At 49.8% G+C, this 25,338-nt stretch carries 19 protein-coding genes and 1 tRNA gene; 7 read left to right on the top strand and 13 right to left on the bottom strand.

Annotated elements, in window-relative coordinates; translation table 11 throughout:
* Positions 1–71: 71 nt before the first annotated feature.
* The 3 genes from PsW64_RS15945 to PsW64_RS15935 form a co-directional block, all read right to left on the bottom strand.
* A tRNA-His gene (locus tag PsW64_RS15945) sits at positions 72–148 on the bottom strand.
* Positions 149–379: 231 nt separating this feature from the next.
* A complete protein-coding gene (locus PsW64_RS15940) occupies positions 380–883 on the bottom strand; it encodes a phasin (RefSeq protein WP_057464801.1) in 504 nt (167 codons plus the stop codon).
* A 301-nt stretch (positions 884–1,184) separates the two neighbouring features.
* Positions 1,185–1,571, bottom strand: coding sequence for a phasin family protein (locus PsW64_RS15935; protein ID WP_063286892.1), 387 nt, complete (start codon positions 1,569–1,571; stop codon positions 1,185–1,187).
* 564 nt (positions 1,572–2,135) lie between these two features.
* Here PsW64_RS15935 and PsW64_RS15930 point away from each other — a divergent pair.
* From PsW64_RS15930 to PsW64_RS15915, 4 genes are all read left to right on the top strand, one after another.
* Entirely contained in the window at positions 2,136–5,378 is a 3,243-nt protein-coding gene (locus PsW64_RS15930) for an ATP-binding protein (RefSeq protein ID WP_063304209.1), read from the top strand.
* A gap of 39 nt (positions 5,379–5,417) precedes the next feature.
* Positions 5,418–6,386: a threonine dehydratase gene (locus tag PsW64_RS15925; RefSeq protein ID WP_063304208.1), complete on the top strand. Its 969-nt coding sequence runs from the start codon at positions 5,418–5,420 to the stop codon at positions 6,384–6,386.
* 296 nt (positions 6,387–6,682) lie between these two features.
* Entirely contained in the window at positions 6,683–7,732 is a 1,050-nt protein-coding gene (locus PsW64_RS15920) for a Fe(3+) ABC transporter substrate-binding protein (protein ID WP_063301377.1), read from the top strand.
* A gap of 147 nt (positions 7,733–7,879) precedes the next feature.
* Entirely contained in the window at positions 7,880–9,505 is a 1,626-nt protein-coding gene (locus tag PsW64_RS15915) for an ABC transporter permease (RefSeq protein ID WP_063304207.1), read from the top strand.
* 80 nt (positions 9,506–9,585) lie between these two features.
* On the opposite strand, the gene PsW64_RS15910 is transcribed toward PsW64_RS15915, so the two are convergent.
* Positions 9,586–10,212 (bottom strand): LysE family translocator, encoded by a 627-nt coding sequence (locus tag PsW64_RS15910; protein WP_063304264.1) that lies wholly within the window; start codon positions 10,210–10,212, stop codon positions 9,586–9,588.
* Between the two features lie 128 nt (positions 10,213–10,340).
* Here PsW64_RS15910 and PsW64_RS15905 point away from each other — a divergent pair, with 128 nt between their 5' ends.
* Complete coding sequence (locus PsW64_RS15905; protein WP_153042381.1) at positions 10,341–11,144, top strand: hypothetical protein; 804 nt, start codon at positions 10,341–10,343, stop codon at positions 11,142–11,144.
* A gap of 204 nt (positions 11,145–11,348) precedes the next feature.
* Here PsW64_RS15905 and PsW64_RS15900 read toward each other — a convergent pair whose 3' ends face one another.
* The 6 genes from PsW64_RS15900 to PsW64_RS15875 all read right to left on the bottom strand — a co-directional run bounded on the left by PsW64_RS15900 (position 11,349) and on the right by PsW64_RS15875 (position 17,160).
* Complete coding sequence (locus PsW64_RS15900; protein ID WP_063304205.1) at positions 11,349–11,978, bottom strand: CoA transferase subunit B; 630 nt, start codon at positions 11,976–11,978, stop codon at positions 11,349–11,351.
* Positions 11,979–11,993: 15 nt separating this feature from the next.
* Positions 11,994–12,689 carry a CoA transferase subunit A gene (locus PsW64_RS15895; RefSeq protein WP_063304204.1) on the bottom strand — a complete coding sequence of 232 codons (696 nt, stop codon included), beginning with the start codon at positions 12,687–12,689 and terminating at the stop codon, positions 11,994–11,996.
* A 302-nt stretch (positions 12,690–12,991) separates the two neighbouring features.
* Positions 12,992–13,813, bottom strand: a complete 822-nt coding sequence (locus PsW64_RS15890) for an ABC transporter permease (protein ID WP_063295259.1) — start codon at positions 13,811–13,813, stop codon at positions 12,992–12,994.
* Positions 13,813–14,814 (bottom strand): ABC transporter permease, encoded by a 1,002-nt coding sequence (locus PsW64_RS15885; protein WP_063304203.1) that lies wholly within the window; start codon positions 14,812–14,814, stop codon positions 13,813–13,815. The genes PsW64_RS15890 and PsW64_RS15885 overlap by 1 nt, the downstream gene beginning before the upstream one ends.
* A gap of 10 nt (positions 14,815–14,824) precedes the next feature.
* Positions 14,825–15,976 (bottom strand): ABC transporter ATP-binding protein, encoded by a 1,152-nt coding sequence (locus tag PsW64_RS15880; protein WP_208980826.1) that lies wholly within the window; start codon positions 15,974–15,976, stop codon positions 14,825–14,827.
* Between the two features lie 92 nt (positions 15,977–16,068).
* Positions 16,069–17,160, bottom strand: a complete 1,092-nt coding sequence (locus PsW64_RS15875) for a polyamine ABC transporter substrate-binding protein (RefSeq protein WP_057460981.1) — start codon at positions 17,158–17,160, stop codon at positions 16,069–16,071.
* Between the two features lie 720 nt (positions 17,161–17,880).
* Here PsW64_RS15875 and PsW64_RS15870 point away from each other — a divergent pair.
* Together PsW64_RS15870 and PsW64_RS15865 are read left to right on the top strand one after the other, a co-directional pair.
* Positions 17,881–19,281 carry a glutamine synthetase family protein gene (locus PsW64_RS15870; protein ID WP_063290786.1) on the top strand — a complete coding sequence of 467 codons (1,401 nt, stop codon included), beginning with the start codon at positions 17,881–17,883 and terminating at the stop codon, positions 19,279–19,281.
* 463 nt (positions 19,282–19,744) lie between these two features.
* The gene (locus PsW64_RS15865; RefSeq protein WP_063286882.1) at positions 19,745–21,028 is read left to right on the top strand and encodes a diguanylate cyclase; all 1,284 of its coding nucleotides are present in this window, start codon (positions 19,745–19,747) and stop codon (positions 21,026–21,028) included.
* A gap of 18 nt (positions 21,029–21,046) precedes the next feature.
* On the opposite strand, the gene PsW64_RS15860 is transcribed toward PsW64_RS15865, so the two are convergent.
* From PsW64_RS15860 to PsW64_RS15850, 3 genes are all read right to left on the bottom strand, one after another.
* Positions 21,047–21,799, bottom strand: a complete 753-nt coding sequence (locus PsW64_RS15860; RefSeq protein ID WP_063304201.1) for an SDR family oxidoreductase — start codon at positions 21,797–21,799, stop codon at positions 21,047–21,049.
* 30 nt (positions 21,800–21,829) lie between these two features.
* The gene (locus tag PsW64_RS15855; protein ID WP_063304200.1) at positions 21,830–23,308 is read right to left on the bottom strand and encodes an aldehyde dehydrogenase family protein; all 1,479 of its coding nucleotides are present in this window, start codon (positions 23,306–23,308) and stop codon (positions 21,830–21,832) included.
* Positions 23,309–23,397: 89 nt separating this feature from the next.
* Positions 23,398–25,266 carry an ABC transporter ATP-binding protein gene (locus PsW64_RS15850; RefSeq protein ID WP_208980825.1) on the bottom strand — a complete coding sequence of 623 codons (1,869 nt, stop codon included), beginning with the start codon at positions 25,264–25,266 and terminating at the stop codon, positions 23,398–23,400.
* Positions 25,267–25,338: the final 72 nt, after the last annotated feature.

Below are 25,338 nucleotides of genomic sequence, written 5' to 3'. Positions count from 1 at the left end.
CAAGGAAATAAGGAAAAGAACTGGCGAAGCAGATGATCTCAACTATCTCACTAAGGAGCCTTAAGAAGAGATGGTACAGACGAGTGGATTCGAACCACCGACCTTCGGAGCCACAATCCGACGCTCTAACCAACTGAGCTACGTCTGCTTGCCAGTGGCGCGGAACATAGGTAGAATTTTTAAGGTTGGCAAGTCCCTTGAAACATCAAAATGAAAAAAGTCCACAACACTGATAAAAAATCGCCAGTTACACACTGCAACTAGGTGGTTTCACTCTGTTTTTCAGAGGCTTAAACGCAAAATCCTCCCGCATGAGTTGCAAATTGCTATGCAATCCAATCGGGAGGATATGTACGTTCTTGAAAAAATTTAGCCGGAATTATGCCAGCTTCATATCTTTCATAGATTTGTCGAAAGCTTCTTTTGCAGGCTGAGACATCGTGGTCGCAAGTTTCGTTGCAGTTTCCTGCATCTCTCTCACCTGTTGGCTCATCGCATCATACTGTTTGCGGCTGTAAGAAGACTGAAGCTCGATTGCTTCAGACAAGCTCTTCACACCGAACATGTCGCGAATGTGAGAGAACGCAGCTTCGGAATTGTCTTTCGCTGCATCGACAGCTTTCAGATTGATTTCCATGAAGCTGTCACGTGTCACTTCCATGGTCTCTTCAAGCATTGCAGATGCTTCTTCAGAAGCAGACTTCACTTTGGCATAACCTTCACGCGCCTGATCAACGCTCTTTTCGGTCATTTCCTGGATAAATGCAGGCACTTCCATCTTGTTCATTGCAAACACCTCATTCTCTACAGATTTGGCAGCTTTTGGAGCAGCCTGTTCAGTTTTCTTCTCGGATTTAGCAGTATCAATTTTCGCAGTAGTCATTTGGATTGCTCCTTATCGTCTTGGGAGAAACATAAAGGATCAAGGGGGAGAGAACCGTCTCCCCTTAGGTCAACTTGAGATTAATATAGGAGCTATTTTGTGCATTGCAACATTATTTTGCAGCGCAACAATATCGATTGCGCTTAAGCTGCTGAAACGAAGAAGAAAACTTTTTTATTCTAGTGGTGCAAATCGCGAGTTTGCAGCGGTGGGTTTTAATGGCATACCTCGAACGAGGCGCTGATACGCCTCATTCCGCCATTGTTTGGGCAGGAATCAGCCCCCTTAAAACCAAGGCTCCTCAGAAGTCTCCTGCTTTTTTTGCTGCGTCCTTTACAGCGCGGGAGGCTTTCTCACCCATCTCTCGCATTTGCGCTCCACTTTGCTCCATCTGCTTGTGCAAGTACTCTTGCTGCAAGCCCACAAGCTCTTCCATGTCGCGCGCCTGAAACATGCGCTGCGCTAATTCAAAAGCGGAATTCACATTTTGCTCGGCAAATGAAAGGGCCTGACGGTGCATGTCTGAGGAATCGACATGCATTGTGCTTGATGCATCTTCCATGCTGCTCACCGCATTTTCGGTTGCATCCATGAAATTATCAAAAGCCTTGCGTGCCTGATCAATGCTTCGATCAGCAAATTCACGCATTTGATCCGAAACTTCAAAAGGAACTTTTGTATCTGCCATGCTCAAGCCTCCACCATTGTTGATTAAGGTTTCATTCGCATTGTGGAAAGGGCCTATTCCCTCCCCTATTTGCAACTCGTTTACTCTGATGTGGCAATGCTATACTTAACCATAGGGAAAGAAAATAGGAGCTTAGACGAGCACTGCAGTTTACGGTACTTTAAGTATACAGGAATTGTGGGGTGAATAATTGGGCGGCTTGTATCTATTGGAATTGACAGATGCGAAGTTCGGCGCTCATTTGTTAAACTCTAAGCCTTTATCAGGATTTAGCTTTTGAAATTGCCGGTGGGTGGGTTGCCATAAATGGCAGGCTCTGGTTTTTCAAAGCTTACAGATAAAGTAGGGTGGGGCTATAATTGGAAAAATGTACCCCTGATAAATTGAGGCAGGTTTCTTTAGTAAGCTTACAGCAAAACCGCTGAAGTCGCTTACATGCCCGTTTCAAACCGGATATCATTTGATAGCACCGCAAATTTTGCGTCTTGGTGCCTGTGAAAGAGAGTAGATTGCGTTTCTCAACCAACCCCTTCTTGGGAAACCTTCAGAGTAGGGACCGAGCTCGTGGCTGACTTTGTCTTCAAACGCCGACAACGGCCGATCCGCTTCACTTGGGAGCTGGACCGAAACGGCTGCTTTCGTAGCTTCTCGAAGGAGTTCGCCGAGCTATTAGGCCCACAGGATGCCGCTTTGATCGGCCTCCCCTTCGATGCTGTCCGCAAAAAGCTGAGGATTGGTAAGGTCCCGGCGATTTCAAAGGCGATCAAAAAACAGCGTGCCGTCAGCGGTGCGACACTGCTTTGGCCTGCCTGCAATTCCAACAAGGTTGTTCCTCTCGATTTATCTGCTCAACCGGTAGAAACAAAATCAGGCGAGTATGACGGCTTGCGCGGATTTGGGGTTATCCGCAGCGTCGATGCAAAGAAATCCGATGAACCTGTTGATCCGCTTACAGTTCTGACCAAGTTGCGTGCCGCGCTAAAAGAGGAAAGCGAAGACACTGAAGCTACCTTTGAGCCGGCAAAGACAGAAACTCCTGTCAGTGAGCCTGATGTTGGACTGACACTTGAGCACGATCAGCCAGAACGATTTGTGCAGGGAGACGTCGCACCAATCGAAGCACTTTCCGAGACTGAGACACATCAGGTAACGGAAATTGTTGAGACACCACTGGTTGATGGCATTACGGCGCCAGGTTTCTTACAGAGTGAACCTGAGATTCCAGAGTTGATCGTTGATTTCAGCGAGGATGCAGAGGAAGAAGAGCAGGAAGTAGTTGAGAGTGCCGAACATCCTGAGCCGGAAACCTCTCCTGAGGCTGCTCCGGTTGAAGAGGTGACAGTCGCGGTGGCTCTTGAGCCTGAAGCAGACGACGCTGCTGATGCTGAAATCAACCTCCCACCAGAACCTGATCTACCTGCATCAGACACACAGCCAGATGAAAATGGATTGCACTTTCTTCATGACGAAGAAGCAATTGCTGTTGAGGAGAATGAGGGGTTCCTTCAGCTGACGGATGCTGACGTCCTTCGCGATCCGACAGACCCTCTTGAAATTGCAGCTCCCGTTGAGGTCGAAGCGCAACCTGAGGAAGTTTCTGAGCCTGAAATAGCTGATCAGACTGTTTCTGCTTCGGAAGCTCCTGAGCAAGTGACGGCTGAAACTGATTTGCAGGCTTTTGAAGAGGATCTTACTGAGGCTGAGGAAGCTCCTCCAGAGACTGCAGAACAGGTGAGCGCTGCTCCGTCAGTTCCCGAGCCAACCAGTAAAGACGACTTTGAGCGTGCTATCGCAAACTTGCCGGACGCGCCGCAAAAGAAAGTCAGAACTGGTCCACGCAGCCTTGCGGAATTGACCAACAGCATTGTTCGGCTGGTAGATAAACATCCTGTTCCAAGAGAGAATGTTGGACTTTCCAAACCGGAGCGAGATGCCTTCGACAAGATTGCGCGGGCATTGGGTGCTGAGAAGAAAGATGAGCAAGCTGCTGTTCCGGCACAAGCTGAAACCGCAAAAACAGTTCCTGCTACACCCGAAGAGACAGCAGCTCTCGCCGTAGCTGAAACTGATGTGGTGGAGACTGAGTTCCACGAAGAACCAAAGCCTGCAACAGCGACGAAAACTGACAACATTATTCCGTTGCCTGCAGAACCAGCGGCACGTGATGAAACCGTTGCGGCTGAGCCAAAGCAGGATAATGTAACCCATGTAGTTCTGCCACGCGTTCCACCGGATATTGAAGAAGCTGCAGAACGCGCTCGCGAAAAGACTGGACGTATTCCAGACAAGCCGATTGTAGCGCCAATCGATCCCCGCTTACTGGATCGCCTTCCGATTGGGGTCGCCGTTGTTCGCGACCGCGATGTTGTTTATGCAAACGACACTCTGCTTGAGCTGCTTGGTTACGAGCGCTTTGAAGGATTGAATGAAGCAGGAGGCCTTGAGGCAATCTTCGCAGAACCTGAAGAGTGCCCTACTCCAAGCTCTCAAACTGTAGACCGTATCGTACACGTACGGCTCGCAGAAGGTGGTGTGCTTTCCGTTGATGCGCGTATGCATGCTGTGCCTTGGAATGGTGCGCAAGCGCTCATGATCTCTGTGGTGGAGAAGATACAGGGTGAAGCAGATGCCCCTGCAGCTTCGGCTCACGTTCAGGCTGCAACTGGCTCCGAAACTCAAATCAAACATCTGCACACGCGCATTGAAGAGCTGGAATCCGTTCTCGCAACTGCGACAGACGGCGTGCTGGTGATGGATCAGCGCGGCATCATCCGCATTGCAAATCACTCTGCAGAAGCCCTGTTTAATGCCGGCGAAGATGACCTTCTAGGTGCTCCATTTACGACATTCCTTGCGGATGAGAGCCACATTGCAGCGCTGGATTATCTGGATGGATTGGTCGCTAATGGCGTTTCCAGTGTGCTCAATGACGGACGTGAGGTCATTTGCCAAACACTGGATGGTGACATCTTCCCAACGTTCCTAAGCATGGGACGTGTCAGCCACGCAAACGAGCAGCTTTTCTGTGCTGTGTTGCGCGATATTACCCAGTTCAAGCGAGCCGAAGAAGAGTTGGTGAGTGCCCGGTACAAGGCGGAGAAAGCCAACACTCACAAGTCTGAGTATCTGACTAAAATCAGCCATGAAATCCGCACGCCGCTCAATGCGGTGATCGGGTTCTCAGAAGTGATGCAGGAAGAGCGCTTTGGTGAGCTTGGGAATGTGCGTTACAAAGAGTATGCCCGCGATATCCATCGCTCCTGCTCCCATATGCTGACGTTGATCAACGACCTGCTTGATCTGGCCAGGATTGAGGCTGGCAAGATGGATCTGGCGTTTGAAGCTGTTTCTGCAGCCGATGTAATCAATGAGTGCGTTGCACTGCTGCAGCCTCAGGCGAATGATCAACGCGTTATTATTCGCGCCAGTACACCTCTGTCTGTTCCTAAGATTGTGGCGGATCCAAAAACACTGCGCCAGATCACATTGAACCTGCTGTCTAACGCCATCAAGTTCAATCGGTCCGGCGGTCAGGTGATCATCTCGCTTGTACTTGATCCGAGTGGTGAAGTGCACTTGCGCGTTCGGGATACTGGCCACGGCATGTCGAAGGCTGATCTGGAAGCTGCGCTTCAACCGTTCCGTCGCCTTAATGCCTCTTCTTCAACAGAAGGGTCTGGTCTTGGTCTTCCATTAACCAAAGCCCTTGTGGAAGCGAACCGTGCTTCGTTTTCAATAAATTCTGAAGAGGATGAAGGTACGCTGGCTGAAGTCACTTTCCCACCTCAGCGAGTTCTCGCCGAATAACGCGCTCCTGTGGTGGCCTGACCATCGCAGGAGATTCGCATGCTCACACTGGCTGCTTTGGAAGATGCTTCGCAGGAACTGCGGCGCCATATGGCCCCGACAGTGCTTTACAGCTGGCCCTTGCTCAATGACGCCTTGGGCTGCGAGGTCTTCATCAAGCACGAGAACCATGCGCCCACCGGATCGTTTAAGGCCCGGTGCGCTTTGCTTTATCTCCTACGCCAATCACAACGGCATGTCAGCTCTACAAGCTTTGTTGCCGCCACACGCGGTAACTTTGGACTGGGCATGGCGTGGGCAGCCAAAATGCTGCACCAGCGTGCAGCAATTGTTGTTCCTCAAGGCACTTCCAAAGAAACGACAGCGGCTATCCAAAGCTACGGCGCATTTTTGATTGAGCACGGCAAAGACTTTGAGGAAGCCCATACATTCGCCTGCCAAATGGCCGAGGATTCTAAGCAGGTGCTCTCCCCCGGCTTTGATTATGATCTTGTTCTTGGAGCCGCGACTTACGCGCTTGAGATCTTCCGCGCGATTAAGGACCTGGATGCCATCTATGTGCCTGTTGGTTTGGGCACTGGCATATGCGGACTAATTTCTGTGCGCGACCTCTTTGGCCTGAAGACAAAGATCATCGGCGTGGTCGCAGAAAAGGCGGATGGGTGCGCGCGCTCCATTGAAGTTGGTGAATATACACTCACGTCTTCAGCCAATACCTTTGCTGAAGGGATTTGTGTGCGAGGGCCTGCCCGGGAAGCTTTTGCCTTAATCAGATCAGGTGCTGAGCGCATTATCCGTGTCAGCGAGGATGAGATTGCAGAAGCAATCCGTCTGCTTTATCGCACAACACACAATGCGTGCGAAGGTGCTGCTGCTGCTGGTCTGGCAGGTCTTTCAAAAGAGCGTGCCAACCTGCAAGACAAAAAGGCTTCTTTCATCCTTTGCGGGCAAAACATGAACCGCATCTGGATGGCACGAGTGCTGCAAGGAGACACTCCGACTCCTTAAAATTGGAATCGTTTCTGCGTATGAACACCGGTACTGCACTCTCCCCAGACCCGTTTGTTTTCAACAACTCTGAGTTTTTCAGTAAACTTTTCCTTGAGGCTGACATGAGCCGCAATTGAAAATCATTCGCAATTGCAGATGGATAGCACCTTAAAAGCTGAATTTCACAGTTTAGAATAGTTCTATCTCATTGTTTTCACGAAGTTTATTAGTTGACAGAGAAAGTCAAGTTTCCGATATAACGGCAAATGATAAGCGTTTGCAGACGCGTACAAGATCACTCAGGAGATGTTCCGATGAAGTCGTTGTTTAAGGGAATTGGGCTGACAGCAGCTGGTTTTGCACTTGGTACAACCGGTATGGTCGCATCAGCTCAGGCAGAAGGCGAAGTGAATATCTATTCTTACCGCCAGCCAGAATTGATCAAACCGCTTCTCGATGCATTCACTGCTGAGACCGGCGTCAAAGCAAACGTTGTTTTCGCTAAGAAAGGTCTTGGCGAACGTATGAAGGCTGAGGGTAAGAACTCTCCAGCTGACGTTCTTCTTTCCGTAGACATTGGCCGCCTACAGGGTGCAAAAGACCTCGGTGTTACTCAGCCAGTTGTTAGCAATGCAATCAACGGCAACATCCCAGCCAACTTGCGTGACTCTGAAGGCCACTGGTTTGGTCTGACAACGCGCGCTCGTGTCATCTATGCTTCCAAAGACCGTGTTGCCCAAGACAGCATCACCTATGAAGAGCTTGCTGATCCAAAATGGAAAGGCCGCCTTTGCACCCGTTCTGGTCAACACGTTTATTCCATCGGTCTGATTGCTTCCATGATTGCTCACAAGGGCGAAGCTGAGACACAGAAGTGGCTGGAAGCTGTTCGTGACAACCTGGCACGTAAGCCAACCGGCAATGACCGTGCGCAGGTTAAGTCCATCTTCGCAGGTGAATGCGACATCTCATTGGGCAACACCTATTACATGGGCAAAATGCAAACCAACGAGAAAGATCCTGAGCAGAAGGATTGGGCAGCGTCAGTTCGCATTCTCTTCCCGAACACCGAAGGTCGTGGCACTCACGTGAACATCTCCGGCATGGTTCTGGCGAAAAATGCTCCGAACAAAGACAACGCTGTAAAGCTGATGGAATTCCTTGCTTCCGATGAAGCGCAGGCTATCTATGCTGCACAGAACTTCGAGTATCCAGTAGAGCCAGGCATCGCACCATCTGAACTGGTTGCCTCCTGGGGTTCCTTCAAAGCTGATGAAGTTTCTCTCAACGAGATTGCTGCTCAACGCGCAAAAGCGAGTGAGCTAGTTGATATCGTTGGCTTTGATAACGGTCCATCCAGCTAAGTTCCAACAGGTAAATTGAGTTGAAGCCATTCCATGACATCCAGACACGGACATAGTGGATCGCCACAATACAGAACCGCCGCCCCCTCTTCTCGAGGGGAGCGGCTTCTTGCGTTTGGGACCTACTTTCTAACCGGCCTCGTTGTGATGCCGGTTCTTGCAATTGTTATTATGGCTATGGGCTCTTCGGGCAATCTATGGCCGCACCTTGTCTCAACAATTCTACCGCGTTCGATTGCCACCACATTCCAGCTGATGGTCGGTGTTGGTGTGATCGTGTTTGTTGTCGGGGTCAGCACAGCATGGTTAGTCACCATGTGCCGTTTTCCCGGGCGGCGCTGGTTTGATCTGGCGCTGCTGTTGCCCTTTGCAGTCCCGACCTACATTATCGCGTTTTCGTATGTTGAACTGCTGGATTACACTGGTCCGGTGCAAGGACTGATACGCGATATCTTTGGTTTCAAGACCTCTCGTGACTACTGGTTCCCTGAGATCCGCTCTCTTGGTGGTGCTATGTTTGTTATGGGGTTTGTGCTCTACCCTTATGTTTATCTGAGTGCACGCGCCTCGTTCCTTATTCAGTCAGCTTGCGCGCTGGATGTGTCCCGTACCCTAGGCGCAGGTCCATTTCGCTTGTTCTGGAAGGTCGCGTTGCCGCTTGCACGTCCTGCTATTGTGGTTGGTGTAACCCTTGCTCTGATGGAGTGCCTGAACGACATTGGTGCAGTGTCCTTTTTCGGCGTGCAGACGCTTACATTCTCTGTTTATGACACATGGCTCAATCGCTCTAATCTGACGGGTGCAGCTCAGATCGCAACAATCATGCTGGTGTTTGTGCTGGCGCTGATGTTCATTGAATATTATGGCCGCCGTAAACAGCGTTTTCATCAGACAACGGGTACTTATCGTGCTTTGCCGAGCTACGAGCTGAAGGGCTGGCGTGGCTGGGTTGCTGTGGCTGTCTGTGCGCTGCCTATCATTCTGGGCTTTGTCTTTCCGTCATTGTTGCTCCTGAGCCGTGCAAGTCGCCGTGTGGAAGATCTGTTTGAACCAGCCCTTTGGGCTGCTGCCGGCAACACTCTTTGGCTGGCTGCTTTGGCCGCTGCTGTTTCTATCGGCATCAGCCTGACCCTTGCCTATCGCCGCCGCCTGTTTCCAAGCAGAGTTACCACGACACTGGGCCGGGTAGCCTCGATTGGTTATGCCGTACCTGGCACCATTCTAGCCGTAGGCATTCTGTTCCCAGTTGCAGCATTGGACAACATGATCTCAGAGGGTTTTGAAGCCCTGTTTGGGTTTGGCACTGGGTTGCTTCTGATTGGATCAGGTACAGCGCTCATCTACGCTTATGTCGTCCGTTTTCTGGCTATGTCATACGGACAGATAGATGGCGGATTTGGCAAGATTACCCCGCACTATGATATGGCGTCTCGTAGCCTGGGACAGACTGCGTGGGGCACCCTTGGCCGCGTTCACATGCCGTTGATGAAGCCAGTCATTCTCTCCGCGACACTGCTTTCCTTTGTGGAGTGCATGAAAGAGCTGCCTGCAACGTTGCTTCTGCGTCCGTTTAATTTCGAGACACTCGCAACAACGGTTTACAACGCAGCTTCTCGTGAAGCGTTTGAAGATGCTGCTCTGCCAGCCCTCTGCATCGTGCTGGTGGGCATCATTCCGGTGATTATGCTGGCAAAGACAAGTGCCGATACATTCCGCGAGAAACGCGGCAATAAGCGCTTTTCCAGAGACACCTCAATGGTGCCTGCCGAATAAGAACAGAAAGAATTTGCAATAAAAAAGCCGCTGAAAATGTTCAGCGGCTTTTTTGGTATCTAATGCATCTGTATCCGATGTTATCTGGTCGCAGCTGCCAGTTTCAGCGCCATTCCGACAAAGACGACAGAAGCAATCCGGTTCATAACTTTCTGAGCTGTTATAGACTTGCTCAAACGATCGCCGATGGCACCTGCTGCGAAGGCGACTGAACCAAAGACCAGAATTGCAGAGAGCATAAATACCGCCCCCAATTGCAAGAACTGCGGCATAACAGGACCGTAGGCAGGATCAACAAACTGCGGAAAGAACGAAAGGAAGAAGATCGCGACTTTTGGATTGGTGATGTTCATGATCACACCGCGACGATACAGAGGGATCAAAGCAGAATGATCGACTTTATTCTGTTGTACCGGCTCAGGCTTCGCTTTGAAGGCTCCCCATGCGAGATAAAGCAGATACCCTACACCTAGCACCTTGACGAAGGTAAACGCCAACTCGGACGCCTGAAAAATCGCAGATACACCGAGCGCCACAGCCGTCGTGTGAAAAATCAGACCAGTGCAAAGACCAAGCGTCACCGCAATACCCGCCATACGACCACACACTGCAGATTGTGTCAGCACGAAAATATTATCAGGGCCTGGTGCCAATGCCAGCAAAACAGTGACAGTGAAAAAACCAGCCAGTACATCTATTGGGATCACGCGGTGCTCCAATACTTTACCAAAAACCTCTATTTTCATAGTTCATTAAGGCAAAGGAAACAAGCAGCATCACCTTTCCCCTGATTGCACGTCAGGCTTGGTAGTTCTTAACTGCTATGGAAAGCATCATGAAGAAACTCATGTTTGGAAGCCTCATGCTTCTGAGTCTGATTGCCGGTAACACTCTTGCTCAAGACTCCAATCTGTATGACTGGCTGATTGGGCTGGATGGTAAAAATCAATCCCTTGTGCTTGAGCAAGCTACGTTTTTGGAAGAAGGCAACTTCACAACCGCTTTTCGAATGAGGGAGCCTGATGAAGAGGTGGTTCTTAAGACCTGTCGAAATGATGAAAGGGGGACAGATAGCTGCATGTTGGAAATGCAGAGCCAGATAGAGGATTATGTGACGTTGCAACGGGACTTCAGGGATCAACTGGTGCTGTTTTATCCAGAAGATCCGGATCATATCGGTCCCTTTGTCTGTACTGACGATGATGTTGCTTCAGAAGACAAAAACTGCGCTGTTATTTTGGAGAGTTTTCTTGATGGCACTTGGCAGCGGCTCGACGCAGACTTCCGAGGTCTGAAAGACGTCTGTTTATGGGACCAAGGCGTTGAGCTGAAAGCTTTTCAGCAACAACTCTATAAAGATCTGCAAGAACCATTTGACAAGGCTGGCTTTGGTGGCTTGAATACTGAGCAAAACGCCAACTCTCTGGCAGACATTTCTTCAAGCTTGCTCCGGGTAAAGTACTCTCTCGAAGATCTTCAGGGTGCTTTTACAGAGCAAGGTTTTTTTATGAGTGACACCGGTGTCGGCCAGGTTGAAGAGAACTTTAAAACACGCAACTGTCAGGTTAACTGGCTATGCGCTATTGCTAAACATATGTTCTCTGAAGCCCGCTGCGAGTTTGTGCAGCAAGAGGATTGAGGTGCCTAGTTAAAAGGTCGGCTCGCATTTTGGTAACGGGCTTTTGCTATCAGCAGGACCGACGTTATGGGCGAACTAGTTTAAGATGGTATTGGTCGCAGAGACTATCGTCGAGAAGAAAAGTATTTGATAACTACTCTTATTACATACAAATAAAAAGAGAGGACAAATTGCCCTCTCTTGTCTTGTCAAAGTGAAGTTTGGTTACTCTACCAAATTCGCTTCAGTTTTCTCTTTGATCTCTTCCAACGTTACACCCTCAGCCATTTCTGCGACTTTCAGGCCGCCGTCTACTACGTCGAAGACGCCGAGGTTGGTGATGATGCGGTCGACGCATTTTACACCGGTGAGCGGTAGGGCGCACTTATGGAGGAGTTTTTTGTCGCCGCGTTTGTTGGTGTGATCCATAATGACCACAACGCGTTTAACGCCTGCCACCAGATCCATTGCACCGCCCATGCCCTTGACCATTTTGCCAGGGATCATCCAGTTTGCGAGATCTCCATCTTCGGAGACTTCCATCGCACCGAGGATGGAGAGGTCAATGTGACCGCCACGGATCATCGCAAAGCTGTCGGATGAAGAGAAGTAACTGGTACGATCCAGTTCAGTGATGGTCTGCTTACCTGCATTGATCAGGTCTGCATCTACTTCGCCTTCAGTCGGGAACGGGCCCATGCCAAGCATGCCATTTTCTGACTGCAGCGCTACATTCATTCCGTCTGGAATGTAGTTTGCAACCAGTGTCGGGATGCCGATGCCGAGGTTAACGTAGAAACCATCTTGCAGTTCTTTTGCCGCACGGGCGGCCATTTCGTCACGATTCCAAGCCATGATTACTGCCCTCCCTTAAGCTTCGCGTGTGGTGCGCTGCTCGATGCGCTTTTCGAATGTGCCAACAACGATGCGGTCAACAAAGATACCTGGAGTATGGATATGATCTGCATCCAACTCACCGATCTCCACGAGCTCTTCAACTTCAACAACAGTGGTTTTACCAGCGGTTGCCATCATTGGGTTGAAGTTACGTGCTGTCTTGCGGAAGATCAGGTTGCCTTCTTTATCGGCTTTCCATGCTTTCACGAGAGACACGTCTGAAATCAGACCTGTTTCCATGATGTAGGTTTCACCGTTAAAGTCTTTGTGCTCTTTGCCTTCAGCAATCAGGGTGCCAACACCGGTTTTGGTGTAGAAGCCTGGGATGCCTGCACCACCAGCACGGATGCGTTCAGCAAGGGTACCTTGAGGGTTGAATTCCAGCTCAAGATCACCATCCAGATACTGACGCTCGAAAGTTGCGTTTTCGCCAACGTAAGACGACACCATCTTCTTGATCTGGCGCGTCTGCAACAGCAGGCCCAGACCGAAGTCATCAACGCCTGCGTTGTTAGAGATGGCGGTCAGGTCTTTCGCACCAGAATCTCGCAGCGCAATAATCAGGTTTTCAGGAATGCCACAGAGACCAAACCCACCTGCCATGACGGTCATGCCATCAAAGGTAAGTCCTTCCAGAGCAGCGGCAGCACTTGGATAAACTTTATTCATTATAAACTCCCAATACATGAGTTGGTAGAACTCACGCTTCTCATTCTCCAGAACGCAAGCAATACCGCCTTTTCATGCTGGCAATGGGACCTGACCCTCCATCCGGATCAGCATCCTGCCGTTCCCTCCTAGGGAAAATAGGTATAGCGACAGCAATGTTGATAGCTGTGTTTTATGTCCTCGCCAAGTGCTCTTTGTACAGAGAGCGACTATTTATTGAGGTGAAAACCACAAAGCTGGGAGGAATGGGTGTTTGCGGTGCACAATTTTTTAGAATGTAACACTCAGACCCATGAAAATTCTTAAAGATGAGCTGCTGCGAGTCGCTCTTCTTCCATGCGTTTGAACCTCTGCCTTTTGGTGAGGAGAGATGCCAAGATGACGCCAATCGTCACGATTACGACCAGTATCGTGCAAATAGCATTGATTTCTGGCGTCACACCTAACCTCACCTGAGAATAAATCTTCATAGGCAAAGTGGTTGATCCGGGTCCGGAATTAAAGCTCGCGATCACCAAGTCATCCAGTGACAATGTGAATGCCAGCATCCAACCTGCGAGCACACCTGGCAGGATCTGAGGGAGGGTGATGCGGAAGAATGTTCTGACAGGAGGACAACCCAGATCCATTGCAGCCTCCTCTAAGGAGCGGTCAAATCCAGAAAGGCGGGATTGCACAACGATCGCGACGTAACACATGGAGAATGTAGTGTGGGCAATCATGATTGTCCAGAAACCGCGATTTTGATCAATAGCCACGAACAAAAGCAGCAATGACAACCCGAGGATGACTTCTGGCATCACGAGTGGTGCGTAGATCATCCCCGAGAACAGAGTACGCCCGAAAAAGCGCCCTTGCCGGGCTAAGACCAGCGCAGCTAACGTACCAAGAACCGTCGCTAGCGTTGCAGATGTGAGACCAATGCGGAATGTAACCCATGCAGCTTCCAACAGCTGTTCGTTCTGTAGCAGAGCTGCATACCACTTGGTGGAGAAACCGGCCCAAACCGTGACTAATCGAGATTCATTGAAAGAAAAAACAATCAGAATGACGATGGGCAAGTAGAGGAAGCTGAACCCCAAAACCAGTGATGTAAGATTAAACCAGCTCGGTTTTGACGGCATTACATGTCCCCTTCATTGCGTCGGGTCTCGTGCCGCTGAAACAGCAAGATTGGGATCACGAGCAATACCAGAAGAACAATTGCCACCGCAGAGGCAACTGGCCAGTCTCTGTTGGAGAAGAACTCAACCCATAGAGTTTTCCCGATCATCAGTGTTGATGAGCCCCCCAACAAGTCAGGAATAACGAACTCTCCTACGGCTGGAATGAAGACGAGGAAACACCCTGCAATCACGCCGGGCATGGCAAGAGGGACTGTTACCCGCCAGAAGGTCTTCCAGGGTGGACAACCCAGATCCTCTGCAGCTTCTATCAGGGTCGTGTCCAGTTTCTCTAAGGAAGAATAGAGCGGGAGGACCATGAAAGGCAGGTAAGAATAGATAATGCCAATGTAGACGGCGATGCCGGTGTTGAGGATAACCAGAGGCTCATTAATGACACCGATTGTGATCAGTGCCTGATTGAGCAGGCCATCGGTTTTCAAGATGCCGATCCACGCATAGACCCGTATCAAAAAACTGGTCCAAAACGGCAGGATGACCATCATAACCAACGTTGGTTGCCAATTTCTTGGTGCCCGTGCCATGCCGTAAGCAAGCGGGAAGCCAACAAGCAAGGTCAGTAATGTGGATATGAAAGCTATTTGCAAGCTGGAGACATACGCGCGCCAGTAGAGGTCATCCTCTGTTAGCCAGATGTAATTATCTAGCGACCAGCGCTGCGCAGCTTCCCAAAGTCCAAGCAGCCCCCTTCCCCAATCGATTACCGGCAAGTAAGGCGGAATTGAAACGGCGGCTTCAGACAACGAGATCTTTGCAACAATCACAAACGGAACAAGAAAGAAGAGCAGTAGCCAGACGTATGGCACACAGATGAGTGCGAAGCGGCCCCATTTTCCGGTTGGATTGGTCGGTGAGTTTTCCGGTGCCTGAAGTTCATGACGTGGCGGTGGGATCGTTTCTGATCTCATGAGGTCGGTTGATGAGAGGTTGGGGTCAGTCATTTGGCACCTCTCATCGTGTCAAGATCACGCCGGCGTCGCTGTCCCATGACAGCCAGACCTGATCTTCCCAAGTGATCGGTCTTTCAACCAGCCGTGCTGTGTTGGCGACAATCGCCCGCAGCGTCTCTGTCTCAGCCACTTTGATATGATAGATGGACACGTCGCCCATGTAGGCGATATCCCAGACTTCTCCTTGTATGGCATTGGTACCCAAGCGTTCTGGTTTATCGAAGGAGATACGCATCTTTTCCGGACGGATGGCTAGCGCAGCATGATCGCCCACGTTTGCAGAGGTTGGATAGCAAACATCCAAATGGCTACCCAGAACGGATGAGAACATCTTGACGTCCTCAAGTTCCTTATTGGTGACTTGCCCGTCCAGAACATTGATGTCACCAATGAACTCCGCCACAAATCGGGAATTGGGTTGCTCGTAGATTTCTCCCGGTGTCGCATTCTGAAGGATCTTGCCCTTATCCATAACCGAGATGCGATCTGCCACGGTCATCGCTTCTTCCTGATCATGTGTCACGATCAGGAACGTCATCCGCAGTTGCTCTTGCAGGTTGATCAGTTCCAGTTGGGTTTCTTCACGAAGCTTCTTATCGAGTGCAGCAAGAGGTTCATCGAGGAGGAGCACTTTCGGGCGTTTGGCGAGAGATCTCGCGAGTGCAACACGTTGGCGCTGACCACCGGACAACTGATGCGGCTTGCGTTTGGCAAATCCTTCCAGCTTGACCAGACTAAGCATCCCCATGACCCTGCTTTTGATCTCCCTGGAAGGCAATCCGTCCATTTCCAAGCCAAAGGCGATGTTCTTTTCGACGTTCATGTGCGGGAAGAGTGCGTAGGACTGGAACATCATATTGACCGGGCGCTTATACGGCGGCACACCGGCGAGGTCTCGCCCTTCCAGAAAGATCTGACCTTCAGATGGAGCTTCAAACCCTGCAAGCATTCTCATCAAAGTGGTTTTACCGCACCCAGACCCGCCCAGCAGGGCATGGAACTCACGCTTGTAGATTTTGAGAGAAAGATTATCAACGGCAACAAAATTGCCAAAACGCTTGGTGATATTCCGAAATTCAATAAAAGGCTGCTCGCTCGGGTCGTCCCAAGGTGAAAATGCACGACGTACGGGGCCAAGCGGTTTCTTCGCCAATACTCCAATCCTTTTCAATGGCCTGCCTGGTCAGTGGTTCAAGGTAGGATTGCATCTCACGGTGCAACCCTACGCTTGCAGGCCTATAGTTTTTAGTGACCGGTTTTGACAGTTGTGAAGGTGCGGTTCATCAAGCGCTGTGCTTTGAGCGGCTTGGCACCGATGGTGTAGAGGCGTTGCTTCACCTCATCTGTCGGGTAGATGTTCGGATTTGACGTCACTTCTTCATCCACCAGAACTGTCGCATCTTTGTTGCCGTTGGCGTAGTAGACATAGTCCGACATTTTGGCGATCACTTCCGGGCGCATCAGGTAGTTGATGAACTCATGCGCTTCTTCAACGTGCTCTGCATCAGCGGGAACTGCGATCTGGTCAAACCACATCTGAGCGCCTTCGTTCGGCAGGATGTAGGTAACCTCAACACCCTTGTCAGCCTCTGCAGCGCGATCTGCAGCCTGCAATACATCACCAGACCAGCCATAAGCCAAGCAGATGTCGCCGTTGGCAAGGCCGTTTACGAATTCAGAATTGTGGAATTTGCGAATGTAAGGACGGATCGTTTCCAGAAGTTCGCCAGCCGCTCGAATGTCTTTCGGATTGTTGGAATCTGGGTTTAGACCCAGGTAATGCAGCGCAGCAGGGAACATTTCATCCGGCTCATCCATCACATATACACCACACCCTGCGATTTTTGAGAGCTCTTCAACGTCAAACAACAAATCCCAACTGCCGATCGGAGCGTCAGGATTGAGTGCACGCACCTTTTCCTTATTTACCCCATAGCCAGAGGTGCCCCACATGTAGTTGACGGAGAACTCATTGCCTGGATCGAACACTTCAGTACGCTCTTGCAGAAGTGGATCCATGTGCTTGAGATTTGGAAGTTTGTCCTTGTCGAGCTTCTGATAGACGCCTGCCTGAATCTGACGCTGAAGGAAGGTTGCACTTGGGACAACCACGTCATAGCCAGTCTTGCCAGTCAGCAGCTTCGTTTCCAAAACCTCATTGGAATCAAAGGTATCGTAGTTCACAGTGATACCGGTCTCGTTCTCGAAGTCTTTGAGAACCTGCGCATCAACGTAGTCGGACCAATTGTAGACATTTACAATACGATCCTTAGCATTGGCGGCAGACAAAGAGAGAGCCAGCGCTGCTGCTCCCGATAGCAAAATTACGGTTTTCATTCTCAAATACTCCAATCTCAAACACAGGGGCTCAAAGCACCTTGGCGAAGCGAGCCTCTGCATATAGCCGCCATGGTATATCCTTCTGATGGCAGATTAATTTCGGCCTACATTCCAACCCAATATTTTACAGGAATGCCGTAGGTTCGTTGGGTGTCTCAGGCACCCAGCTCTCAGGTTCTCTCAACACTATCAGGGTTTCTAGTGTGCAGCCTTAACCCGTGTCCAGAAGCTGTTGGCTAGAGTCAAAGGTTTTATTGAGAACAATGATTCCGACTTTAATCTCAGAAGCACTAGAAACTTCTTCATCACTGCCGTCTGGTCAACGGTCCGTTATCTGAAGTGTCTTCAACTGTCCTGGGAACCTGAAAGAAGCCACAGAGTGTCATCAGACATTGTTGGCTCTTGTTCATCATCCAAAATTCAAGAAAACAACCAGTTCTCAATGCTGTAGACTGACTTAGATGACCACACTATCACCTTAAGTAAGTATTGTAATTTTGTTAGAATGAGGCGTAATTACACACTCGGAATGATTAAAGAGAAGGTACAATTAAACTTCCACAAAACAACATAGTTTCCGACTTGAGCTGACCTCTGCTAGACTACTACCCCAACCAGAAGCAAGCTGGATCTTATAGCAGCCGCAAAGAGCTGAATTACTTTTCATGAGTGAAACGCTGCCACGAACATTTGGTAGCAAACCCAATTGGAAGTCCTATGAGTTCTGAAATTAATCCGGATGATGAAGCGGCGCTTAATATGCGCGGTGTGAGCGACCTTGAAGAAGCCCGCACCTGGCTGCAAGCCCGGAACATTGGAGATATTGAGTGTGTTGTACCTGATGTTGCCGGGGTACCACGCGGCAAGATGATGCCGACAAACAAGTTTTTCAGCAGCAACACGCTGACAATGCCCTCTTCTATTTTCGCCCAGACTATTTCTGGCGATTACCCTGAGGATGATGATCGGTTTCAATATAATCCGACGGATGGCGATCTTTATTTCAAGCCCGATTATTCAACGCTGACCATTGTCCCTTGGGAGACTGACCCAACAGCTCAGCTCCTGCATGATGCATTCACCAAGGATGGGAAGCCCTTCCCGATTGCTCCGCGCAATGTCCTAAAGCGCGTTCTTGAGCTTTATGATGCTGAGGGCTGGCAACCAATTATCGCCCCTGAGGTGGAATTCTATCTGGTTAAGCCCAATACCGATCCCGATTATCCACTGGAGCCTCCAGTTGGCCGCTCTGGTCGTCCTGAAGTTGGCAGGCAATCTTATTCAATCTCCGCTCTCAATGAGTTCGACGAGTTGATTGACGACATCTATGATCTTTCTGAGGCTCAGGGTCTGGAGATCGACACCCTTATTCATGAAGAGGGTGCTGCTCAGATGGAAATCAACTTAAGACACGGCCACCCTCTGGAGCTAGCGGATCAGGCGTTTATGTTCAAACGCACCATTCGCGAGGCAGCACTACGCCATAACATTTACGCCACCTTCATGGCCAAGGCGATGTCCTCTCAGCCAGGGTCATCTATGCATATTCATCAGTCTATCCTTGACCGGGAGACAGGACAGAACATCTTCAACAGTGCAGAGAACGAGGCAACGCCTGCCTTCTATCATTTTATTGGTGGGCATCAGCGTTACATGCCCGCTTTGATGCCGATTATGGCGCCTTATGTGAACTCCTACCGCCGTTTCGCGCGTGATAGCGGGTCTCCAACCAACCTATTCTGGGGCTATGACAACCGCACTGTGGGGCTTCGTGTTCCTAGTTCATCTCCGGATGCGCGACGGTTAGAAAATCGGGTGCCGGGGTCTGATGCCAATCCGTATCTCGTTATCGCTTCCAGCCTAGCCGCCGGATACCTGGGTATCAAGAAAAGGATTGAGCCTGATAAGCCGAGAGATACCGACAACAGTGAGGTTATGAGCAAACTTCCGCGTACATTACTTCATGCCGTTGATGAGTTTGAAGCAGACGATGATTTGCTGGAGATTTTCGGCGAACAGTTTGTTGCCACATATCGGGCCATCAAACTTGAAGAGTACGAGACCTTTATGTCCGTTATCAGCGCCTGGGAACGAGAATACCTGCTGATGAACGTCTGATTCCCACTGGATGGGGTGTGACTTTCACGCGAAATTGTGGATACCACACCCCTTAGTTGAGTGTATTATGTCCAGCAATTTTAACTTTCATAATATTCACTAGAGCCAGTCACAGCATAGTTCTTAAGAGATACTTCCAGGAAACTTAATTTAAACCGATTTATATTTCGAATTTAACTAATTACAAATACATATGCGGATCGAATTTTCGTCAAAACATCACAAAAATGTGAGATTATACGAAATTATACTTACATATTTTTGAATTCACTGGGTATTTAATTTCAGAATTCCTAATCTATCATGCAATTTTTGATTTTATTTAATTTTATCACAACTTTATGTCTAATTTTAAATACATTTCAAATGTTGTTTATTACAAACCATATTCGAGGCTATTGATGGCGGTTAATAGGTTGCAAACGCAATTTAAATCGCATTTGCTGGTTTTTGAGGACATCACATGCCAGATCAGAAAAAGAGCATTCTTCTCGTTGAAGATGCCAATTTCTTTGCTCGCGTAACTGAAAGCGAGATTGAGCGTGCGGGGCATTATCATGTCACGACAGCGAAAACGTATGCTCAGGCAAAAACTATTTTAGAAGAAGGTAAGGTAAAGCCATTCCTTGCTCTTGTTGATCTGACGCTTCCAGATGCGCCGGATGGTGAGGTTGTAGATCTCACTATCGACGCCGGACTACCGACAATCGTGTTCTCGGGGCGTTTTGATCAGGGTACCCGACGATCAATTCTGAAGAAGGGGATTGTAGATTACGTCCTCAAGGATTCTCCTGCGAGCCTTGGTTACCTTGGTGAGTTGGTCAATCGCGTCGATAGGAACCTCAGCACCAAAGTATTGATCGTGGACGATTCCTCGCATGCACTGGCGTTGTTAAAGAAGCGGCTTCAGCTCTATTGCCTTCAGGTGATCACGGCTACTTCCGGCGAAGAAGCGTTGGAAACACTCAAGCAAAACCCTGATATCAAGCTGCTGATCATTGATCATTTACTGCCGGGAGCGACTGGTTTTGAAGTCATGACGCAGATCCGGCGGAGGCATAGCTTCAGTACTTTGGCAGTCATCGGAATCTCAGCAACAGATGACCCAGCCCTTACTGCGAAGTTTCTGAAATCCGGTGCTAACGACTTCCTGAACAAGGCGTGCACACCTGAGGAGCTGATGCTACGCGTTTCGCAGAACCTCAATCAGTTGGACCGCATAAGTGAACTGACCGAGATGGCTCATCGTGATCCGATGACAGGCCTGTTTAACCGTCGCCACCTCTACAACGTCGTCGATAAGCTTCATAAAGACCAGATGCTTGCTGGCAAGGAGATGCGATATGCCATGATCGACATTGATCGCTTTAAGCAGATCAATGACAAGTTTGGCCATGAAACCGGAGACAACCTGATTATCTCTGTCGCGCATCGCATTTCGGATCTCCTGCCGCCACGAAGCGTCGCCATTCGAATTGGCGGAGACGAGTTTTGCGTTGCACTGCCTGATATCGATGAACCGACATCCAAGCAGTTTCTCTCTGAGCTCAGAAGTTCCATGCCAGTCACAGATCCCGGTAATGACGAACATACATTTGCGCCGACGATCAGCGTCGGCCTTTCAGCGGGCACTGAGAACTCACTGGCGAGCGCTCTCAGGGTTGCTGACCGTTGCCTGTACAGAGCCAAGAAATCCGGCCGTAACCGCATTGTAACGTCTTCTGCAACCACTCTTGATGCCATGTAGTCTGACGGCACCCTGCCGTCAGATTGTCCTACCTCCGTCGACTTCCAAAGCTACACCGGTGATAAACTGAGCTTCATCTGAAGCAAGCCAGAGTGCTGCGTTTGCAATGTCTTCTGGTTTGGAGAAGCGCCCCAGAGGGATGCTGTCACGAAACTGCTGGCGCTTTTCTGGGGTGTCTTCTCCCATGAAGAGTTCCAGCATGCCGGTTTCTCCGGCCACTGGACATAAGGCATTGACGCGAATGTTTTGAGGAGCAAGCTCTACCGCCATGGATTTGGTCGCTGTGATGACCCAGCCCTTGGAGGCGTTGTACCAGGTGAGCCCGGGACGGGGACGGATGCCCGCCGTGGACGCGGTGTTGATGATGACACCACCGCCCTGTCTTTCCAGCTCAGGCAAAGCTTCAAGCGTTGTCAGATAGATGGCTTTGGCATTCACCTCGAGAATACGGTCAAAGTTGTTTTCATCTACCTGTGCTAAAGGGCAGTTACGGTGGGTGTAGCCAGCGTTGTTAACGACGACATCCAGCCGCCCAGTTTTCTCAATTGCATAAGCAACCATCGCTTTCACATCGGAGCGCACGGTCACGTCTGTCTCGATGGCATACGCTGTGTCACCGATTACGTCTGCAAGATTTCTTGCTGCAACTCCATCGAGATCAGCGATGATGACCGCTGCCCCTTCTTGCGCATATTTTTGAGCGATGCCTTCCCCAAAACCAGCAGCACCACCCGTGATTATCGCGGTTTTTCCTTCCAATCGTCCTGACACGCTTTTCCTCCCCGCGTGTGAAAGTCCGCCTTAAGCGTGACTGACAACAATGGTCTTCAGAACAGAGAACTCTTTAAGTGCTTCAAAGCCTTTTTCCCTACCGTGACCAGATTTCTTGACCCCACCAAATGGCAGTTCAACCCCTCCACCTGCGCCGTAGGTGTTTACGAAGACCTGGCCGGACCGGATGGCTTTGGCAACACGCGTTGCTCTTGCGATGTCCTTGGTCCAAATGCCAGCTACGAGCCCGTAGGGAGTTCCATTGGCAATGCGAATTGCTTCTTCTTCCGTCCGAAACGGAATGAGTGAAAGAACCGGGCCAAAAACTTCATCCAGAGCAAGTGAGTGATCTGTTGGAACCGGACCATAGACTTTTGCTGTGGTGTAATAGCCTTCTGTCGGCGCATCCGGAGCGATTGTACCCTCCCCAATCAGCGGAATGCCGTCTGTTTCCGCCTGCTCACAGAAAGCGTTTACACGGCGGAGTTGGCTGGCGTTAATCAATGGTCCGAGATCTAGATTATCTTTGTATTGGCCTGAGACAGTGTTTCTAAAGGCGGTTCTGAGTGTATCAACTGTCTCTTCCCAACGACTTTGATGCACCAGAACACGCGATCCAGCAGAACAGGTTTGACCACCATTCTTCAAAATGCAGTCCTGAATGACAGGTAGCGCTTTGTTCAGATCAGCATCTTCGAAGATAATTTGCGGAGATTTACCGCCAAGTTCCAATGTACACCCGATATGATTGCGCGCGGCTGCGGATTGGATCAGAGTCCCCACATCCGGCGATCCTGTAAAGGTGATGAAATCCACTTCAGGATTGTAGGAGAGCGCAGCTCCAGCCTCTTCTCCTAAACCCGTCAAAACGTTGAGTGTTCCAGCTGGGAAACCAGCTTCAACTGCAAGATTGGCTGTTTCAATAATGGATAAGCAGGCATCTTCAGAGGGTTTGACGACCAGTGTATTGCCCATGGCTAACGCTGCTCCTGCAACGCGCGCGAAAATTTGCATGGGGTAATTCCATGGCACGATGGAGGCAACGACGCCATGCGGCTCGCGAACTGTCATTGCGAGGTAATCAACCGCAATCGGTAGCGTCTCACCCGTAATTTTGTCAGCCGCCCCACCATAAAATTGGAAGTACTGGGCGGCAGCATCGATGTCCCCGTAGCCCTGGCTTAAGGGTTTACCGGTGTCACGTGCCTCAAGCTCTGCCAGATGATCCCGGTTTTGCGAAATCAACTCCGCGAGCCTTAATAAACGCTCTCCGCGTTGCCCAGCAGATAGTGAGGCCCATTCCTTTGAGATGAGCGCTGTTCTTGCAGAAGAAACCGCTTTCCCGACATCAGATGCAGTACACCGAGGAATCGTTGCATATGGCAAGCCCGTACTTGGACAGATCATATCAATGGTTTCTCCAGAGGATGCATCACACTGTAAGCCATTGATAATTGATCTGTATTTTTTCAAATTCTGAGAATTAAGTGTCGCGCTAAACTCTGTCATACCGCCCCCCTCGGATGATAAGCTTTGTGCTGGTCATCCAAACGCTAGTTCATGTAAGAGGGCGGCGCAATTCTCTTCTTGGGGGAGTTTTACTGGGTTTCTATTGGTGTCAAATCTGTTGCCGAGCTCTTTACTCCATAAAACTGATTGTGCCACAGCTCTGCATATATCCCGTCTTTCGCCAGTAATTCCGCATGCGTTCCTGCTTCAACAATCTGCCCTTTGTCCATCACAATCAGACGGTCCATTCTGGCAACAGTCGTCAGGCGATGGGCAATAGCGAGGGTGGTTTTGTCCTTCATCACATCGTTCAGGATCTCCTGAATGTCCGCATCCAGCTTGGTGTCTAGCGCCGAGGTTGCTTCATCCAGGATCAGGATTGGCGGATTTTTCAGGAACACACGGGCCAATGCAATCCGTTGACGCTGCCCACCGGAAAGTTTGATGCCACGCTCACCTACGAATGCCTCAAAGCCTTTTCGGCCTTTGTTGTCTTCCAGTGCCTCGATGAACTCCAACGCATGCGCTCGGCGGGCAGCTTCGCGAACATCTTTCATCTCGACATCATCTTTTCCAAGCGAGATGTTGTCGAAAATAGACCTATGAAACAACGAGGTGTCCTGTGTCACCAACCCAATTTCTACACGCAGAGATTCCTGCGTGACGCTTCGCAGATCCTGATGATCAATGGTGATCGCTCCACCTTCAACGTCGTACATGCGCAGCAGCAGATTCACGACGGTTGATTTGCCAGCACCTGAGTGACCAACGATACCTACCTTCTCACCGGGTTGGATGATGAAATTCAGATCTTTCACAATCGCGGTTTGCTGGCCGTAGGCAAAGTCGACATTGTTGAACTCAATGAGGCCCTTCTCATAGTGAAAGTTCTTGGCCTCAGAATCCTCAACAAGGCCAAGCGAGTGTTCCATGGTTCTGGCCGTGGATTTAAACGAGCCATAAGAGCGGAAAAGACCGGTTAACTGAGCAAATATTTCCAGCAGTTTGCCTTCCAGGCGAATGGCAAAACCAAGGACAATTGCAACTTCACCTGTTGTGATTGCCTGTTGATGCCACAACGCAAGACTTAGGCCTGTAAATGCAGCAAGACCACATGCTCCGACGAGTGCAACAAGCATCCGCGATGTAACCACTGTGGAGCGGAACCTAACTATTGCCTCTTTGAAACCTCTGAGCTGATTTGTGAAATGGCCAAGCGCACGATCATTACCCTGAAAGAGCTTCACAGTCTGAATGTTGGAGTAAACGTCAACAACAGAACCATTCACTGCATGCGCGATATCTGCTCCTTCTTTTGAAGCATCACGAATGATTGGCACGCGGATATACGCGAGGACAGCAAACAATCCAATCCAGACGAGCATGACTGCCCCAAGATACCAATGCAGCCATGACAATGCGATCAGGAGCGACCCTGCAAAGAAAAAGTTTGGGATGACAATCCCAATCCCCGCCCAGAACAGTTCTGCAACTTCTCGCCCACCTCCAAAGGTTTTGCTGGCGAGGTTTCCCGCAAACTCCTTTTGAAAGAACGTCATGTCCTGATTGAGCAGTCGATCAAAGAACGTGACACGCGATGAAGTGAGAATATTAACGTGAAGTGTCAGTGAAATCAGAACTTCATAAGCAATTGAAAATACTGGCTTTGCAATAAGAAATGCGACCGCAGCAGTCACAATCAGCCACATGTTCTGCTGCCAGAACAGCTCTGGTCCACTCGCTTCCATCTGATCAATCAGGAAGCCAACAAATGACAGCAGGAAGACAGTCAGAATGGTTTCGACCAGCACTACCAGCAATAGAACCAGAGTGTGCTTTGGAAAGATAAACACGAGAGAACGCAGTTGTTGCAAATGCGTTTTGCTCTCCCATTCCATATGATTTTTGGCAAATGGGTCAACATGATTGGTTGCCCACTGATAAAGCGCATTCAGCACGATCTGCTCCGGGAGACAAAAAGAGAACACTTAGACTATCGCGCGACTCGGCTTGTGAAAACCCAGAAGAAT

This window comes from Pseudovibrio sp. W64, from assembly GCF_001623145.1.
Lineage (GTDB): Bacteria > Pseudomonadota > Alphaproteobacteria > Rhizobiales > Stappiaceae > Pseudovibrio.
This window is presented reverse-complemented; position numbering and strand designations above follow the sequence as displayed.

Excerpts from the sequence above, each read along its gene's own strand:
- PsW64_RS15940 (WP_057464801.1), bottom strand. The coding sequence starts at position 883 with ATGACTACTGCGAAAATTGATACTGCTAAATCCGAGAAGAAAACTGAA.
- PsW64_RS15935 (WP_063286892.1), bottom strand. The coding sequence starts at position 1,571 with ATGGCAGATACAAAAGTTCCTTTTGAAGTTTCGGATCAAATGCGTGAA.
- PsW64_RS15925 (WP_063304208.1), top strand. The coding sequence starts at position 5,418 with ATGCTCACACTGGCTGCTTTGGAAGATGCTTCGCAGGAACTGCGGCGC.
- PsW64_RS15920 (WP_063301377.1), top strand. The coding sequence starts at position 6,683 with ATGAAGTCGTTGTTTAAGGGAATTGGGCTGACAGCAGCTGGTTTTGCA.
- PsW64_RS15915 (WP_063304207.1), top strand. The coding sequence starts at position 7,880 with ATGCCGGTTCTTGCAATTGTTATTATGGCTATGGGCTCTTCGGGCAAT.
- PsW64_RS15905 (WP_153042381.1), top strand. The coding sequence starts at position 10,341 with ATGAAGAAACTCATGTTTGGAAGCCTCATGCTTCTGAGTCTGATTGCC.
- PsW64_RS15900 (WP_063304205.1), bottom strand. The coding sequence starts at position 11,978 with ATGGCTTGGAATCGTGACGAAATGGCCGCCCGTGCGGCAAAAGAACTG.
- PsW64_RS15895 (WP_063304204.1), bottom strand. The coding sequence starts at position 12,689 with ATGAATAAAGTTTATCCAAGTGCTGCCGCTGCTCTGGAAGGACTTACC.
- PsW64_RS15890 (WP_063295259.1), bottom strand. The coding sequence starts at position 13,813 with ATGCCGTCAAAACCGAGCTGGTTTAATCTTACATCACTGGTTTTGGGG.
- PsW64_RS15885 (WP_063304203.1), bottom strand. The coding sequence starts at position 14,814 with ATGACTGACCCCAACCTCTCATCAACCGACCTCATGAGATCAGAAACG.
- PsW64_RS15875 (WP_057460981.1), bottom strand. The coding sequence starts at position 17,160 with ATGAAAACCGTAATTTTGCTATCGGGAGCAGCAGCGCTGGCTCTCTCT.
- PsW64_RS15870 (WP_063290786.1), top strand. The coding sequence starts at position 17,881 with ATGAGTTCTGAAATTAATCCGGATGATGAAGCGGCGCTTAATATGCGC.
- PsW64_RS15865 (WP_063286882.1), top strand. The coding sequence starts at position 19,745 with ATGCCAGATCAGAAAAAGAGCATTCTTCTCGTTGAAGATGCCAATTTC.
- PsW64_RS15855 (WP_063304200.1), bottom strand. The coding sequence starts at position 23,308 with ATGACAGAGTTTAGCGCGACACTTAATTCTCAGAATTTGAAAAAATAC.